Annotated in this window: 15 protein-coding genes; 4 read left to right on the forward strand and 11 right to left on the reverse strand. The window is 63.9% G+C overall.

Features of this window, described 5'->3' with window-relative positions; all coding sequences use genetic code 11:
- Positions 1-67: 67 nt before the first annotated feature.
- Together Q0H23_RS03715 and Q0H23_RS03720 are read right to left on the reverse strand one after the other, a co-directional pair.
- Entirely contained in the window at positions 68-1,555 is a 1,488-nt protein-coding gene (locus Q0H23_RS03715) for a citrate synthase (RefSeq protein WP_293835822.1), read from the reverse strand.
- 9 nt (positions 1,556-1,564) lie between these two features.
- A complete protein-coding gene (locus Q0H23_RS03720; RefSeq protein ID WP_293835828.1) occupies positions 1,565-1,864 on the reverse strand; it encodes an ACT domain-containing protein in 300 nt (99 codons plus the stop codon).
- 322 nt (positions 1,865-2,186) lie between these two features.
- Between Q0H23_RS03720 and Q0H23_RS03725 the strand changes: the two genes are divergently transcribed.
- Both Q0H23_RS03725 and Q0H23_RS03730 read left to right on the forward strand, forming a co-directional pair.
- Complete coding sequence (locus Q0H23_RS03725) at positions 2,187-2,906, forward strand: DUF3793 family protein (RefSeq protein WP_293835833.1); 720 nt, start codon at positions 2,187-2,189, stop codon at positions 2,904-2,906.
- 62 nt (positions 2,907-2,968) lie between these two features.
- Positions 2,969-3,388, forward strand: coding sequence for a flavodoxin (locus Q0H23_RS03730; RefSeq protein WP_293835836.1), 420 nt, complete (start codon positions 2,969-2,971; stop codon positions 3,386-3,388).
- Between the two features lie 15 nt (positions 3,389-3,403).
- Here Q0H23_RS03730 and Q0H23_RS03735 read toward each other — a convergent pair whose 3' ends face one another.
- From Q0H23_RS03735 to Q0H23_RS03765, 7 genes are all read right to left on the reverse strand, one after another.
- Positions 3,404-3,967, reverse strand: a complete 564-nt coding sequence (locus Q0H23_RS03735) for a transcription repressor NadR (protein ID WP_293835838.1) — start codon at positions 3,965-3,967, stop codon at positions 3,404-3,406.
- Positions 3,951-4,820 carry a carboxylating nicotinate-nucleotide diphosphorylase gene (gene nadC / locus Q0H23_RS03740; RefSeq protein WP_293835841.1) on the reverse strand — a complete coding sequence of 290 codons (870 nt, stop codon included), beginning with the start codon at positions 4,818-4,820 and terminating at the stop codon, positions 3,951-3,953. The genes Q0H23_RS03735 and nadC overlap by 17 nt, the downstream gene beginning before the upstream one ends.
- Positions 4,821-4,823: 3 nt before the next feature.
- Positions 4,824-6,227 (reverse strand): FAD-binding protein, encoded by a 1,404-nt coding sequence (locus Q0H23_RS03745; protein ID WP_293835843.1) that lies wholly within the window; start codon positions 6,225-6,227, stop codon positions 4,824-4,826.
- A gap of 67 nt (positions 6,228-6,294) precedes the next feature.
- On the reverse strand, positions 6,295-7,224 hold the full coding sequence (gene nadA / locus Q0H23_RS03750; protein WP_366509939.1) for a quinolinate synthase NadA: 930 nt from the start codon (positions 7,222-7,224) through the stop codon (positions 6,295-6,297).
- Between the two features lie 468 nt (positions 7,225-7,692).
- On the reverse strand, positions 7,693-8,532 hold the full coding sequence (locus tag Q0H23_RS03755) for a methyltransferase domain-containing protein (protein ID WP_293835852.1): 840 nt from the start codon (positions 8,530-8,532) through the stop codon (positions 7,693-7,695).
- A gap of 265 nt (positions 8,533-8,797) precedes the next feature.
- On the reverse strand, positions 8,798-11,308 hold the full coding sequence (locus Q0H23_RS03760; protein ID WP_293835854.1) for a phosphoketolase: 2,511 nt from the start codon (positions 11,306-11,308) through the stop codon (positions 8,798-8,800).
- A 368-nt stretch (positions 11,309-11,676) separates the two neighbouring features.
- The gene (locus Q0H23_RS03765) at positions 11,677-12,696 is read right to left on the reverse strand and encodes a LacI family DNA-binding transcriptional regulator (protein ID WP_293835856.1); all 1,020 of its coding nucleotides are present in this window, start codon (positions 12,694-12,696) and stop codon (positions 11,677-11,679) included.
- Between the two features lie 282 nt (positions 12,697-12,978).
- On the opposite strand from Q0H23_RS03765, the gene Q0H23_RS03770 reads away from it, so the two are divergent.
- Positions 12,979-13,425 (forward strand): hypothetical protein, encoded by a 447-nt coding sequence (locus Q0H23_RS03770; RefSeq protein WP_293835859.1) that lies wholly within the window; start codon positions 12,979-12,981, stop codon positions 13,423-13,425.
- Positions 13,426-13,542: 117 nt separating this feature from the next.
- Here Q0H23_RS03770 and Q0H23_RS03775 read toward each other — a convergent pair whose 3' ends face one another.
- Positions 13,543-14,166, reverse strand: coding sequence for a zinc ribbon domain-containing protein (locus Q0H23_RS03775; protein ID WP_293835862.1), 624 nt, complete (start codon positions 14,164-14,166; stop codon positions 13,543-13,545).
- A gap of 208 nt (positions 14,167-14,374) precedes the next feature.
- On the opposite strand from Q0H23_RS03775, the gene Q0H23_RS03780 reads away from it, so the two are divergent.
- Positions 14,375-15,628 carry a zinc-ribbon domain-containing protein gene (locus Q0H23_RS03780; RefSeq protein WP_293835865.1) on the forward strand — a complete coding sequence of 418 codons (1,254 nt, stop codon included), beginning with the start codon at positions 14,375-14,377 and terminating at the stop codon, positions 15,626-15,628.
- 151 nt (positions 15,629-15,779) lie between these two features.
- Here Q0H23_RS03780 and Q0H23_RS03785 read toward each other — a convergent pair whose 3' ends face one another.
- Positions 15,780-16,547: a mechanosensitive ion channel domain-containing protein gene (locus Q0H23_RS03785; RefSeq protein ID WP_293835868.1), complete on the reverse strand. Its 768-nt coding sequence runs from the start codon at positions 16,545-16,547 to the stop codon at positions 15,780-15,782.

A 16,547-nucleotide genomic window follows, 5' to 3' on the forward strand; every position in this document is an offset into this window, starting at 1 on the left:
CGTCTCAAGCAAAGCGGCGGCATCCCGAGCGAGGGGTGCCGCCGCTTATCGTTGTATGTGGGAATCTCTACTCCCCGCGTTCCTCGATGGGCACATAGTCCTTGCGGCCAACGACGGAGTTGTACGCCGGGCGGATGATGCGGCCGCAGCCGTAGAGCTCCTCCATGCGATGAGCTGTCCAGCCAGCAAGACGCGCCATGGCGAAGATGGGCGTGTAGAGATCAGCCGGCACGCCCAGCATCGAATAGACAAAGCCCGTGTACAGGTCGATGTTGGCGCAAATGGGCTTGTTCGTCCCACGCACGCCATGGATGACCTCGGGAGTCAGACGCTCGATGCCCTCGATGAGGGCGAGCTTGTCCTCGCAGCCCTTTGTGGCAGCCAGATTGCGCGCATAGCGCTTCACGAGGCGAGCACGCGGATCACTCTTGGTATAGACCGCGTGACCCATGCCATAGATGAGCCCCGTCCGATCGAACGCCTGCTTCGTCGCGAGCTTCTCGAGATAGCTCGCAAGCTCGTCGTCATCATCCCAGCGCTCGACGTGAGCGGCCACGTCCTCGATCATGGCACCCACCTTGGAGTTGGCGCCACCGTGCTTGGGACCCTTGAGCGAGCCCATGGCAGCAGCGTAGGACGAGTAGGCATCCGTGCCCGAGCTCGAGAGTACGCGACAGGTGAACGTCGAGTTGTTGCCGCCGCCGTGCTCCGCATGAAGCATGAGCATGACGTCGAGCATCATGGCTTCCTCGCGCGTGAAGCCATCGGCGCCACGCAGAACATCCAGGACCGTCTCCGCCATGGAATAACCCTCGCGGACGGGGGGAACGAGCAGTTTCTCTCCGGCGCGCGCGGAGACGGAAGCCTCGTGGGCGATAGCCGCGATACGCGGCAGGCGCGCGAGAAGCGACAGGGCCACATCGACCTCATGCTGGTGCCCCGTGTCGTCGGGACACTCGTCGAAGGCGTAGAGCAGCAGCGTCGAACGCGCGAGCACGTTCATGACGGAGCTCGACTCCGTCGTGCGCGGGAACAGGCTCAGATAGCCGGTGGGCAGTTCGCGACGGGAATCGATGCGAGCGTTGAAGTCCGCAAGCTCACCCGCGCTAGGCAGGCGACCGGAGATGAGCAGGTACGCTATCTCCTCGTAGCCGAAGCGACCGGCACCATGCGTCTGCGAGACGAGGTCTTCGAGGTGGTAGCCGCGGATGATGAGGTCGCCCTCGTCAGGAACGACCTTGCCATCGACCTTGTTGTAGCCGTGAACGTCCGAGATGGTCGTGAGACCCACGAGCACGCCCGAGCCGTCGGCGTTGCGCAGGCCGCGCTTGACGTCGTACTCGCGGAACATCTCCTCCGGCAGCTTGTCGACCTTGGCATAGCCCTCGTAAAGACCCTCGCTCTCCACGGGACGGCCGAGCGAAGCCTCGTCCGAAGGCATGGGAGTGACATCCGTGGCGCTCAGGAGTGCCGAGGTGTCGTTCGTCGACAGGATGCGACGCGCGACTCGCTCGCGAGCGCTGCGGGGCGTTAGATGCGATGAGAAAATCGCCATGACACTTCCTTACAGGCGATACATGAACTTGAAGACATCCTCGCGCTGAATCGTGATCTGCACGCCAAGCTGCTTGGCAAGCTCATCGAGACCGATATGGATTTCCGCGAAGTCGGCATCACCTAGGTCGACGAGGGTCGTCATCGTAAACAGACCCTGGAGGATCGTCTGGGAGATGTCGAGGATGTTGACATTACGCTCTGCGAGCAGACCTGCGACTGCGGCAACGATGCCGGACCGGTCTGCGCCAAGAACGGAGACAATGGCGCGGTTGGACGTGGTGTTAGCGTTCGTGGTCTCGTCACTCATGGTGTCCCTCACATTCTGGTGGCCGATGTAGCTCGAAATTGTAACGCAGTAGGGTTTCCAGCTCGTGACGAGGTGGCGTTCTCGAAGGCAGCGCGCGCCCGGCGTCGCACGTTGCAAGCCACGTTCTGCGCGTGCGCCGTCGCCGCCCGCCGCGTTCTGCGCGAGCCACTCGGCACTCGGCCTCCTCCGCAAGGCTCTCCGCGTGAGACGCGTTCGGCACTCGGTTCCCAGCCGCACGGCCCTCGTTAGTTGACCTTGTCTAACTTTACGGCTACTCTTTGCACCATAGTTAACCGCGGCTGACTATTTTGAGGGAGCAGGCATGACGTTGGATGGAAATGGATTCGAGCACGCCATCGTCAAACATTGCTCGCCCACGCTAGTGGGCATCAAGCCCGCATGCCTGTTTAACGTGCCCGGAGACTTCGCACAGCACGAGAAACGACAATCAACCGGCGAGCAGGATCGCTCGCGGCAGGCGCCCGGCACGCGGGGTGCATCGGGCCAGTCAACCAGCGAGCAGGGCCCATCACGGCTACGCAACGCCCGGCTCGACGCACTCGTCGCGCGCGCAAATCGCCAGCTTGCAGGCACGAGCGTTCATGTGCGCGTACTCGCTCGCAGGAGCTGCGGCGCGCTCGTGCTCGTATACCGGCCACAGCTTCTCGCGCGCGAGCTCTCTGCACCGCGCGCCGCCGCGACGATGTTCTCGTGGGGCTATGAGACGACAGGCTCCGGCTGGCTCGAAGCGGCAATCGCGCATCTGGGCCGCAAGCTCGAGAACCGTCAGCGGTGCAGCGCCAACGGAGGATTCCCCCACGAGGTGGGGCTCTTCCTCGGCTATCCCTATGACGACGTCATGGCCTTCATCGAGCATGAGGGCCGCGACTACCTGTGTTGCGGCTGCTGGAAGGTCTACTCCGATCAGGAAAGCGCCGAGGCATGCTTCGCGAGATATAAGCGCTGCACAAGGGATTGTGAGGCGATGCTTGGTCGCGGGGCAACGCTCGCGGAGCTGACAAGCATGACCGTCGCGGCATAGGCCTCCAGCCACATCAACGAATCCAGACCCGGCAGGCGGGTTGGCATACGAAAGGACAGACCATGAGCAAGATCGCAGTCGTCTTCTGGAGCGGCACGGGCAACACCGAAACCATGGCGGGCGCCGTCGCGGATGGGGCGCGCGGCGCCGGTGCTGAGGTCGAGGAGATCCAAGCGGCGGACTTCTCCGCAGATGCCCTGGCAGGTTTTGACGCCGTCGCATTCGGATGCCCGGCCATGGGCGACGAATCCCTCGAGGAGGACGAGTTCGAGCCCATGTTCGAAAGCGTCGAAGACAAGCTCTCCAGCAAGAAGGTCGGCCTGTTTGGCAGCTACGACTGGGGCACCGGCGACTGGATGGACGCCTGGCGCGAGCGCACCGAGGGAGACGGTGCCGAGGTCGTTGACACTGTCATCGCCAACCTCGAGCCTGACGACGAAGCCCTCGAGGCCTGTCGCGCCCTTGGCGCCGCCCTCGCGTAGGCGAAAGCCCCTCCCCTACTGCAAATCGTCCTCGTAGGGCAGGACCTGTGCGAGATAGCCCTTCTCGCGCAGGGCCTGCTCTATTTCATCGAGCTGCGTCTCGGTCTCCGCGGCGATGCGGTGGAAGTGGTAGCCGCTCGTCACCGTCATCAACGGAAAGCTCTTCCCCGTGCGGATGCTCTCGAGGTAGCACTCGACGTCGCGACGATTCCTGACGTCGAGGTCCGCCGTTATCTTGCCGTAGACGCGATGGTTGACCATGACGTTCAGCACGGCACCGCCAAGGTCGACGATCGTCGTGAGCTCATCCTCCAGGTCATCGGGGCCATGATGGACCTTGAGAAGGCGCGTGGGCACCTGCGAGGCCCCCTTACCCTCCTGCAGCACGTAGCCGCGGCTCGTGGCCACGATGTCATGTCCGTCCGCCCTCAAAAGCGCGATGTCCTGGACGACGACCTGCCGGCTCACGCCAACGGCCTTCGCGAGCGCGCTGCCAGAAACCGGCTGGGTCGCGGCAGCAAGCTCGGAGATGATGGCGGCCCTGCGTTCGGCGCCGCCCACGTTAGCAGCCCTCGCCATCGTCCAGCATCCTCAGGTGCTTGAGAGACAGGTCGAGGATTGGCGCGGAGTGCGTGAGGGCGCCAGAGCTGATGAAGTCAACGCCGAGATCGGCGAGGGCGCGGATGTTCTCGGCGTCCACGTTGCCGGAGGCCTCGGTCTTGGCGCGTCCGCCGATGAGGGCGATTGCCTCGGCCATGTCGTCGTGAGCCATGTTGTCGAGCATGATGATGTCAGCCCCGGCCTCGACGGCCTCGCGAACCATCTCGAGGTTCTCGCACTCAACCTCAACGGTGCAGGTAAAGGACGCGTGGGCACGCGCGGCCTCGATAGCCTGCGTGACGCCACCAGCCGCGTCGATGTGGTTGTCCTTGAGCATGACGGCGGTCGAGAGGTTATAGCGGTGATTGCGGCCACCGCCAATCTCCACCGCGGCCTTCTCGAACACGCGCAGGCAAGGCGTGGTCTTACGCGTGTCAACGAGAACGGTGTCCGTGCCCTCGAGCGCTGTGGCCATGCGGCGCGTATACGTCGCGATACCACTCATGCGCTGCAGGAAGTTGAGCGCGACACGCTCGCCGGCAAGCAGCACGCGGGCGTCTCCGTAGACGGTGGCGAGGCGCTGGCCCACAGACACGACGTCGCCGTCCGCAACCGTCGCCTCGACGCGCGTGGCGGGGTCGAGGAGGGCAAACGCGCGGGCAAACACGTCCAGGCCCGCGATGACGCCCTCCGCCTTTGCGATGAGCTGTACTTCCGCGGCGCGGGGATCGGGGCACACGGAGGCAGTGCTCACGTCCTCAAACGTGATGTCCTCCCTGAGCGCCCGGAGGATGATGTCGTCTCCCACGAGCTTCATGGCGATAGGATCCATCGTCTACGCCTCCTTCTCGGGCATGATCGAGTCAAAGTCGACGGGGGCGTCACCAAAGACGGCGGCATCCTCCGTTGTCGTACCATCCTCGGCACAAAGCTCGTCGATGGCAAGCGTGCCGTCGCCATTGACGCGATGCATGCCGTCAAGCGCCGGAGACCCCGCGAGCTCGACGGGCAGGCTCTCGCCCGTGAGCATCGTATGCGCGGCGCGGCGCGCGAAGACGAGCGACTCAAGCAGGCTGTTGCTCGCGAGACGGTTGTGGCCGTGAACGCCGTTGCAACTGGCCTCACCAGCGGCGAAGAGGTGGGGCATGGTCGTCGCGGAGTCGCGGTCAACCCGCACGCCGCCCATGAAGTAGTGCTGCGTGGGCACAACGGGAATCGGCTCGCAGAGGATATCGCGGCCGTCCTCGAGGCAACGCTCGCGAATGTTGGCGAAGTGACCCGTGATGACCTCGGACTCAACCGGGGCAAAGCTCAGCCACTCGTGCTCCATGCCATCTTTCTTCATCTGGGCGCGGATCGCAGCGGCCACGACGTCGCGCGGCTGGAGCTCGTCAGTGAAGCGACGGCAGTCGCGGTTGAGCAGCACGGCGCCCTCGCCACGGCAGCTCTCGGAGATGAGGAAGGTGCGGCCAGGCTGGGGTGAGAAGAGGCCCGTGGGGTGGATCTGCACGTAATCGAGGTGCTCGCACGTAATACCGTGTTCTATGGCGACGTAGCAGGCATCACCCGTGAGCTGCGGATAGTTGGTCGAATGCTCATACACGCCGCCGATGCCGCCGGTTGCCCAGAGCGTGTTGGACGCTCGAATCTCGAACTTCTCGCGGCTGCTCGAGAGCTCGTCGGCGGGAGCGAGGGAGCTCTCCTCGTCCACCGGACGCGCGATGATGCCAGCGCAGGCTCCGTCGCGCTCGATGATGTCGACCATCGCGACATGCTCGAGGATTCTCACGTTGGGGAGGCGACGCACCGCGGCAAGGAGCTTCGTCGTGATCTCCTTGCCCGTGATGTCGGCGTGATAGGCGATGCGCGGGCGGCTGTGCGCGCCCTCGCGTGTGAAGCCGAGGTTACCATCCTCCTCGCGCTCGAAGTCAACGCCCAGAGCCACGAGGTCATTGATCACGGAGCGGCTCGAACGGATCATGACATCAACGCTCTCGCGGCGATTCTCCCAGTGGCCCGCGGCCATCGTGTCGCGGAAGAAGGCCTCGTAGTCCTCCCCCTCCGGCAGCACGCAGATGCCACCCTGGGCAAGCATCGAGTCGCACTCGTCAACCTTGCTCTTGGAGAGCATCACGACGTCGAGCGCTTGCGGCAGGTTGAGCGCGGCATAAAGCCCCGCCACGCCACACCCGCAGATCACCACGTCGCAGCTCATATCCTCATACTTCTTGGAAGCCATCAAGTCCTCCCGGCACTTAGAAACCTGCAAAACCTGAAAAAGGGACTGTCCCTTTTTCAGGTTTTGACTACTTCGCGGCGTACTCGAGCATGCGGTCGAGCGTGAGCTTGGCCTGAGCCGCGGCTTCTTCCGAGAGGCCGATCTCGACCTCGCCGGAACCAGAGGCGAGGCAGGCGACAAGCTTGCGAAGGCTGATCATGTCCATGTTGATGCAGGTAGGACGCGTCTTCGGGAAGTAGAACTTCTTGCCAGTCCCCTGCGTGCGACGCTCGAGCTCGAACAGGACGCCGGCAACCGTCACGATGATGAACTCGGAAGCCTCGCTCTTCTCGGCATAGGTGATGATGCCGGCCGTGGAGCCGATGTAGTCCGCCTCCGCGAGCACCTCCGCCTTGCACTCGGGATGCGCAAGCACGAGCGCGCCAGGGTGAGCGGCAACCGCTTCCTCGATCTGCTCCGCGGTGATGACGTGGTGACGCGGGCAATAGCCCTTGTTGAGGATGACGTTCTTCTCGGGCACCTGCTCTGCCACATAGTGGCCCAGGTTCTGGTCTGGGATGAACAGGATGTTGTGCTGGGGCAGCTTGGAGACGATGTCCACGGCGTTGGAGGAGGTCACGCAGACGTCGCTCCAGCTCTTGATTTCCATGGTCGAGTTCACATAGCACACGACGGCGAGGTCATCGCCATACTGCTCGCGCGCGGCATCCACCGTCTCGCGCTTGACCATGTGTGCCATAGGACAATCCGCCGTGGGCTCGGGGAGGAGGACGTGCTTGTCCGGGTTGAGGAGCTTCGCGCTCTCGCCCATGAACTCGACGCCCGCGAGCACGATCGTGCTCTGCGGCAGCGACTTCGCGAGCTTTGCCAGATAGAACGAGTCACCCACGTAGTCCGCCACTGCCTGGACCTCGGGAGCCACATAGTAGTGCGCGAGGATCACGGCGTCGCGCTCGGCCTTGAGCCGCTTGATGGCGGAGGAAAGCTCGGCGGGAATAAGCGCGGCGCGCTCGGCAGCCGTGGTGCACGACCCCACGCCATCCGCCACAAGCTGCGCCAGAGCCTGCGCGTCCGCACTGTCAATTGCATGTATGCTGGCCAATCCGGCCCCTCTCGTTGGGCGCGGGCACCCCACCCGCGCGGAATTTCAACAGCCCACTATGCTACATGTCTTTACAGCTGACAAGACACCTGTAAAGACATGTTAACAAGAGATGTAGTCAATTGATGTGTTGGGGCGCTTAGCAGCGGCTTCGCAGCCCGTTGCGAAGACGGCGGCACAGGCCGCGGGGCGAGCAGCGGCACGCAAATCGTGGCTCACGGAGGGCGCCCGCGCGCAGAACGTGACTCGCGATGGCGGCGGCACGCGAAACGTGGCGCACGGTAGCACCCGCACGCAGAACGTGCCGCGGGGCGAACAGCCCCACGCGAAACGTGGCCCGCAGCAACGACGTGGGCGCGCGAACTACGGCGTCACGCCACCCGCCCAGCTACCGTCGTTCTTGGCGGCGCGGTTGCGCAGGTTGGTCACCGTGGCTTCCATGCCATGCGGCGCGTATCCGTCATAGGCGGAGAGGTCCTCGGCGATGTAGGCGGCGAGGCTCATCTCGGCCGTCTGTGCGGGATTCTCCGGCTCAGGCCCCGGCACGGCGATGTACGAGCACACGCGAGCGCCCTTGGCACTCAGCTTCACCTCGTACTCGCTCGTGGGGTCATCCGGGCGATCGGCACGGGCATCAAGGCTGCTCCACACGGCCTCATAGCCGGCGATGGGCAGCTGCGTGAGCGCGAAATCGAACAGCGGCTGGCTATCGGTGCGCAGGCGCACCTCTCCCCCATCGCGCAGAACGCGGCGGTAGTCCATGAGACGCTCGAGGTTCACGAGCCGCTTGTGCGACTCCTTCTTGCGCGGAAACGGCGTGGGGAAGTTGAGGTAGATGCACGAAAGTTCGCCAGGCGCAAACATCTCCGTGATGCGCATGCCCGTACCCGGGATGAAAAGCACGTTGGAAAGGCCGCTCTCGCAACCCGCCTGCGCCGCGTGGGCGATACAAATTGGTTCCGCGTCCATGCCGAGGAACAAGACGTCCGGCTCACGACGCGCCATCTCCACGGTGAAGGAGCCTCGGCCACATCCCAGATCGAGACGGACCTCCTTAAAAGCAGGTCCATCCATGGGAGCGCAGTCACGTGCCCAACGTCCTGCCCACCCATACGGGTTGGTCTCAATGGCGGCGGAATAGCGCTCGAGGCGCTCCTCAAGCACGAAGTTCTTAGGCAGGCGAATGTGCAGTCCGTGCGGCATGGGTTCCCAAATCTCGCGAAGTCCGGGCGCCGACCGCATCCGGCCGCGCAATCAAACGCAGCCTATTATCGGGGCAAAGCTGGAAGGCGGAGCGTTCTACTCCAAAAGTGCAGCGTTCCTAGACAAAAAGACCGGCCCGAAGCTCCCCCCAGAGCTTCGAGCCGGTGTGGTGTGCTCGGGCGGGTGAGGCGGCCTCACCTCGCCCGAGCCGTGAAAACACTTGTCAGACAGCTAGCCGACAGGCTAGCCAACTGATGCGGACGACTTACTCGTTGTCGCCAGCGGTCATCTGGGTAGCGGAGAGCTCACCCTCGGTAGCAGCGGCAGCGTCCGGCCAGACCCAGCTGGTGAACTCGGGCACGTCGTAGCCCTCGTCCACGGCGAACTGGAAGGCGTCCTGACGGAACTTCTCCCACTCGGCGATCTTGTCGGCGTACTTCTCGGCGTCGATGATGCGGAGAGCATCGGCAGCGAGAGCCCAACGATCCATGTTGTTCAGACGAAGCATGTCGAACGGCGTGGTCGTGGAGCCCTTCTCCTCGTAGCCGTGGACGTGCCAGGCGTCGTGGCCCGGACGATCCCAGACGAGACGACGGATGGTGCCGGCGTAGGCGTGGAAGGCGAAGAGGACGGGCTTCTCGCCGTTGCCGAAGAGCTCGGCGAACTCCTCGTCGGAGATGGCGAGGTCGTTCTCGGAGGCGCTCTGGATCTTCAGGAGGTCAACGACGTTGACGAACTTGGCCTTGACACCCTCGCCCTTGAGCATGTCGAGGGCAGCGAGAGCCTCGAGGGCCGGCACGTCACCGCAGGTGCCGAGGACGATGTCGGCGTCAGCGAGGGACTCAGCGGAGCTGGCCCACTTCCACTCGGCGACACCCTTCTCGAGCTCGGCCTTGGCCTCGTCGACCGTCAGGAAGGTCGGGGCGGGCTGCTTGCCGCAGAAGATGGCGTTCACGCAGTTCGTGGACTGGTAGCAACGCTCGGCAACGGCGAGAGCCATGTTGGCGTCGCAGGGGTAGTAGGCGTTGACGACGTGGGTGTCGTTAGCCTTGTTGAGGAGCAGGTCGACGAAGCCCGGGTCCTGGTGGGAGAAGCCGTTGTGGTCCTGACGCCAGACGTGGCTGGAGAGCAGGATGTTGAGGCCGGCGATGGGCTTGCGCCAAGGAATCTCACGGACGGTGGCCTCGAGCCACTTGCAGTGCTGGTTCACCATGGAGTCGACGACGTGGATGAAGGACTCGTAGGAGCTCCAGACGCCGTGACGGCCGGTGAGGACGTAAGCCTCGAGGAAGCCCTCGCACTGGTGCTCGGAGAGCTGCTCGACGACCTTGCCCTGCGGGGCGAGGAGCTCGTCGTTGTCAGCGTCGGCGTAGAAGCCGCCCTCCCACTGCTTGACGGTGTACTTGTAGGCATCCTGGAGACGGTTAGAAGCGGTCTCGTCCGGGCCAAAGATGCGGAAGTTCTCCATGTTGTTGGCGAGGACGTCAGCGGTGTAGGCGCCGAAGACGCGGGCAGCCTCGGTGGAGCCCCAGCCGTGGCCCTTCTCGGCAACCGGAACCTCGTGGGCGTGGATGTCGGGGAGGACGAGGTCCTCACGGACGACGCCGCCGTTGGCGTTCGGGTTGGCACCGATGCGGAGGTCACCCTCGGGCATGAAGGCGGTCACCTCGGGACGGATGGCACCCTTCTCGTCGAAGAGCTCCTCAGGCTTGTAGGACTTGAGCCAGCCGCGGAGCACGCGGAAGTGCTCGTGGGTGTCCTTGGCGGAAGCCAGCGGCACCTGGTGAGCACGCCAAGAGCCCTCGGTCTTCTTGCCGTCGATGTGCTTCGGGCAGGTCCAACCCTTCGGGGTGCGGAAGACGATCATCGGGTAGACCGGACGGGTCTCGTCGCCAGCCTCGGCAGCAGCCTTGATGTCGCAGATCTGGTTGAAGACCTCCTCGAGCAGGGCAGCGAAACGAGCGTGGATGGAGATGTGGGACTCGTTGTCGAAGCCGGCAACGAAGAAATGCGGATCATAGCCCATGCCCTCGAAGAACTCGGTGAGCTCCTCGTCGGAGATGCGGGAGAGGATCGTCGGGTTGGCGATCTTGTAGCCGTTGAGGTGCAGGATCGGGAGGACGATGCCGTCGGTCTTGGGGTTCACGAGCTTGTTGGACTGCCAAGAGGTGGCAAGCGGGCCGGTCTCGGACTCACCGTCGCCGACGACGGCGACAGCGAGGAGGCTCGGGTTGTCCATGATGGCGCCGTAAGCGTGGGACAGGGTGTAGCCCAGCTCGCCGCCCTCGTGGATGGAGCCCGGGGTCTCAGGAGCGTAGTGAGAGGGGATGCCACCGGGGTAAGAGAACTGACGGAAGAACTTCTGGAGGCCAGCCTCGTCGTTGGTGATGTCCGGACGGATGTCGTAGTAGGTGCCGTCAAGCAGGGACTGAGCGGTGCCGGCAGGTCCACCGTGACCGGGGCCCATGAGGAAGACGGCATTCTGCTTGTGGTCGGCGATGAGGCGGTTCACGTGACCGAACAGGAAGTTCACGCCCGGCGTGGTGCCCCAGTGGCCAACGAGACGGTGCTTGACGTCGGGACGACCGAAGTCACGGGTCTCGCCGGTCTTCTCGTCAACCCAGTCCTTGCGCATAAGCGGGTTGGAACGGAGGTAGATCTGGCCGACGGACAGGTAGTTCGCAGCGCGCCAGTACTTCTCGATGCCTTCGAGCTCCTGCTCGGGAACCGGAGCGTCGAGCTTCTGCCAGGGGGTGCCGATGACGGGATGTGCCATTGTGCCTCTCCTCTTCCTGCGCGGTGGTAGACCGCGCTCGACTTTGCCCCTTTCGGGGCGCTGTGGCGCTTCTCTGCCTTCGCGTGGGCGTGGGTATCCGTCCGGCTTGGCTTGAAACGCCTCTTTGACTAACCGGTACGGAGTATATGAGGGTAAATCGTTTTACTTGGAGAGGAATTTGAATTACTTACAAGCGGCCTAACCGTTTAACTCCGCGAACGGTAGTGTTATACCCGCGGACGGTAGTGCCTTAGTTACAGAATTAACTGTTTTGTGGACTCAGCTTGCACGGGACTGACGCGTGGCTTACGAGGTCACCACGACGTCGCCACATATGGGTGGCTAGAGTCCGCGAGCGCCGTCCTTTACTAGAGCCTGCGCACGCTGTCCTTTAGGACGAGCTTCGGGTTGAGGACGACCTCATCCGGGCCACCCAGCTCGCCCGTCTCAGACTCCTCGATGCGCCGGAAGAGGAGATCGAGCGCGGCGCCGGAGAGCTCCGGCACGTTCTGCTCGATCGAGGTGAGCTCCGGCTCGAACAGCACGTCTGCCGCGGAGTTGTCATAGCTCACGACCGAGTAATCGCGCGGCACGCGCAGGTCAAAGCTGTAGAGGCGCTTGAGCAGCCCAAGGGCGATGTTGTCCGAGCTCGCAAAAACCGCCGTGGCATCCGTCTTCACGAGGCGGCCCGCCACCTCATAGGCGCTGGAAATGTAGTAATCGCTGCTGAGTACGTAGTCTCGGCGCACCCGGATGCCCGCCTCCCCCAGAGCGCGGGAATAGCCGTCAAAGCGCTCGCGGCCAGTGTTGGAGTTTGGATTCACGATGCAGGCGATCTTCTCGTGACCTTGGTCAAGCAGATGGCGCGTCGCCAAGTAACCGCCCAGCTCGTTGTTGAAGCGAACTTTGTCACAGAACAGGCCCTCGATGAAACGGTCGACCATGACGAAGGGCGTGGGAAGGTGCGAAAGGTCCGCGAGGAGGTGCTCGTCAGTGGCGAACTCGTCCGAAACGACGATGAGGAGTCCGTCAACGCCGCGGTTCACGAGCAGGCGAACGAGCTTGGCATCGTTTTCCGGACTATCGTCGGAATTCGTAATAATTAGGGCGTAGCCCCTTTCGCGGCACCTGAGCTCGATGTTCTTTGCAAGTGACGCGAAGAAGCGGCTCTCGATGTTGGGAATGATGAGGCCGATGGTGTTCGTATGCTGCATGACGAGGCTTCGGGCAATCTGGTTGGGGATGTAGCCCTTGCGGCGCGCCGTCTCGAGAATGCGTTGGCGACTCGCCTCGCTGATTTTGCACGGGCGATTGTTCAGGACGAGCGACACGGACGTGACAGAGAGCCCCACCTCTCTGGCGATGTCCTTCAGCGTCACCTTAGCCATAGCGCCACCTCCCGCTCCCGCAATACGCTCACGAGGATACCGCAGGAGGCGCGCCCGGGCGATCACACTTCCGCTGCATTGGGCACACGTTCGGACGCACGCCCCAGCACCTTGCCGACGCGCGGCCCAGCATCCCTCGGCCGTCTTTCCCAGGCGTAGGGGTGGGTACACTCCCACCACCACGCCGCCCCGCCCCGTAACGACGCTTTGTCACGGACGTAACCATGAGGCAACCTTGTCCGCTTAGGCTTATGACATACATTCGACCTGAGTGGAGACATCATGCGCACCATTCTCTATGTTGGCTCGTCAACCGACCTCTCCTATGAGCACGACCTGCTCGAGGAGTGGGGCAAGCGCGGCGTGGCAATCGCCCAAGTCTCTGCGCTCAACGCCGACGACGCCGATGCCACAGCCAAGCCGGCGCCGGACCCACTTCAGGACGTGGATGTCGTCGTGCTCGAATCCGGCGAGATGAACAGCGAGCTTCTCGAGTCTCACCCCGACCTCTCCGCCGTGGTCGTCCTTGACGACGAGGCGAAGGTCGACGTCGAAGCCGCCACTCGTGCCGAAATCTGGGTCACCCACGCCGCCAATCGAGCGCTCCTCTCTCGCCTGCCCTTCGTGAACAGTCAGTCGCCGTCGCGCTCCGCCCGCAGGCATGCGCTCCAGGACGCGCTCGCGAGCATCGCCGGCGAGCGCCCAAGTGGACGCGTGAACGAGCTGTAGCCGGGAACCATTTGAGGCACGGCCGAGCGCTTGAATCAAACGAAACGACGCCCATCTCCCTGCGGAGGCGGGCGTCGTCTCGTTAGCGATTACAGAAAGATGTCGTGGAGCCCGGAGCTACTCCTCCGCGGCCTCGGGCGCGGGGTCTGCTGCCTCGACGGGAGCGGAGGAAACCGGCTCGGGGATTGGCATGGGAGCGGGGGCCGGCGCAGGCGCAGGGGCACCAAGCTTGCAGCCGCAGGACATGCAGAAGGCGTCACCAGGATTGACCGGGGCACCGCACTGCGGGCATACGGCCCCAACAGCCTGCGGCTGAGGAGCGGAAGCGACGGCGGCCTGCTGCTGGGCAAGCGCGGCCTGAATCTCCGCCATGGGCTTGCCACAACCCATGCAGAACAGGTCAGTGGCACCCACGCGAGAGTGGCAGAACGGGCAGATGTAGTAGGAGGCGGCAGCCTCAGCAGCGGCAGCCTCTGCCTCGATCTGGTCGATCTGGGCCTGGAGCTGAGCACGCTCCGCGTCACAAGCGGCGATGCCGTCAAAGAGGGCCTCGCGGCCGGCACGCAGCTCGGGGTTATCCTTCGTCGCCTCATAGAGGCTGGCACCAAGCTGGGCGGCATAGCCCTGGCGACGCTTGAGAGCCTCGTTCATCTGGTTCTTGAGCTTAAGGATTGAAGTGGCACGGCTAGCGGCTGCCGTAGCGCTGTTGACCGAGTTCTGGAGGCTATCGAGAAAACCCATGCCAATAATCCTTCCAACAGGCTCCCAACTGGAGCAACGACGCACCCATGATAACGCTCTTGTGTTAGACAGAAATACCGCGCAACGCCGAATCTCGAGCCCCTCCCGCATCTCGGCGAATAGCGTGCTCACAAGGCCTTCATATCTCTTAAACTGTGCTTATGGGGATCGAATCGCCTCGACGACCAGGCCAACCTAAGGAGGACATATGTTTTGCACCAATTGCGGAGCCCAAGTCCCTGATGGCTCCAAGTTCTGCACCAGCTGCGGTAGCCCGATTGCCGCGGCTCCGGCACCTGCTCCCGCGCCCGTGCCTTCCGCGCCCGCTCCCGAGCCGGCACCCATGCCAGAGCCGCCCACTCCCGAGCCGGTGCCCACGCCCGAGCCGGTTGCGACTCCCGCGCCCGCTCCCGAGCCCATTCCCGCCCCGCCCACGCCTGAGCCGGTCGCAGCGCCCGAGCCGGTTGCGACGCCCACTCCCGAGCCGGTCGCAGCGCCCGAACCGGTTGTGCCGTCCGCGCCCGAGCCGGTTGCGACGCCCGCTCCCGAGTCTCCCGCACCCGTACCTCCCGCGCCCGCTCCCGAGCCGGTCGCAGTGCCCATTCCCACGCCCGTGAACGAGGCTCCTCAGGCCGCTCCCGTACCGACCCCTGTGCCCGCCGCCGCGCCGGTTCCGCCGGCGCCCCAGGCCAACTACGGCTCTCCGGTTCCGCCCGCGCCGCAGACGAACTACGCCGCTCCGGTTCCGCCCGCCCCGCAGGTCAACTACGCCGCTCCGACGCCCGGCGCAGGCGCCGTTCCGCCCGCAAAGAAGAGCAAGACCCCGCTGATCATCGGCATCGCGGCCGTCGTTCTCGTCGCCGTCATCGCCCTCGTCGTCGTACCCATGTTTGGCAAGGGTGGCTCCTGGTCTGAGCTCGATCTTTCCGGCAACGGCTACACCCACGAGTTCTGCATCGAGATGGACGAGGACGAAAACACCATCACCGTCATTGACCAGGACGAGAGGGTCTCTGGCACCATCGACTCCACCGAGACCGACGGCGACAACGTGATCTATACCCTGAAGAACGTCAGCTGGGGTGACTGGGGCACCTCTCTCTTCAGCAGCTGCGAGCAGAAGACCTGCAAGGTCGTCGCTCCCAAGGGCGCCACGGCCTCCAAGCCCTGGGGCAAGTGGATGATGATCGTGACCGCTTATGACGCGAGCGACCCCGACTATCCCTACTACATGCGCAGCTCCACGTTTGAGATCGACGAGGATGGCACGGGTACCTACGAGTTCGCGTACTTCTGGGGCCACACTTCCACCGAGGCCAACACCGCCAACCCACTCTCCTCGAACTACGACGTAGACGATGCTGACGGCGGCTTCAGCCACGAGCTCACCTGGGAAGGCTCGAAGGGTGACTTCGACATCGAGTCTGACAACGGCACCGACTTCACCCTCTCCGTCGAGTAACCGCTCTCCAGACCCCCGCTTCTAGCACAAGGGGCTCCCGTCCATCGGCTGGACGGGAGCCCCTTTTTCATGCGTAGGCCTTGTGACGCACCGATACCGCGGGAAGCAGGCTTCTATGTTGTGACGCACCGATACCGCGAGAAGCGGGCTTCTATGCGGCGCGCGCGATCCACTCACAAGCGGAGATGCGACTCATCAGGGCGTCCTCGCCCAGCGTGGGAGCCACGCCATCTGCCAGGTAAAGACCGATTACGCATTGGATTCCATACGCATCCGAGCCAACGAAGCGCGCGTACGACTCACAATCGGCGCGGAGGAGATCGCTCATCTCAGATGCCGCGCCGAGGATGTCCGCGCGCACGGTGTCGAGGTCTGATCCGTGCGCGACCATGATGCCCATCTCGCACAGCGAGCCCGACGCCGGCGCCCTGCGCGTGAGCGCGGTCTTGTTGAGGACGGAATTGGGAATCACCTGCTCGTTTCCCAAGCGGTCACGAACGGTGGTGCTGCGCCAGTTGACGTCAACCACCTCGCCCTTAAAACCCGAGACCTCGACGAAGTCGCCGGGCTGAACCACCTTGCCAGCCATAAGGCCGAGGCCGCCGATAACGTTAGAGACCGTGTCCTGCATACCGAACGAAATAACGAGGGAAGTAACGCCCAGGGCGGTCACGAAGGCCGTGGGCGCGATGCCAAACACGGGCTGCAGCACCGCGAGCAGGGCGAATGCCCACACGAGAGCACGGGCGAGGTTCACGAAGATGGAGGCGCTCGGCACGTTCGTGTGCTCGAGCGCACGACGCAGAGCGCGTGTGACCACGTGCGAAAGCCCGGCAGCCACCAACGCGGCGACACCGAGCGTCACCACGCGAGCGATAAGGCCCGGCATCGACATGCCGAGGAACGTGACCTCTTCCAT

This window comes from uncultured Parolsenella sp. (assembly GCF_934660935.1).
Lineage (GTDB): Bacteria > Actinomycetota > Coriobacteriia > Coriobacteriales > Atopobiaceae > Parolsenella.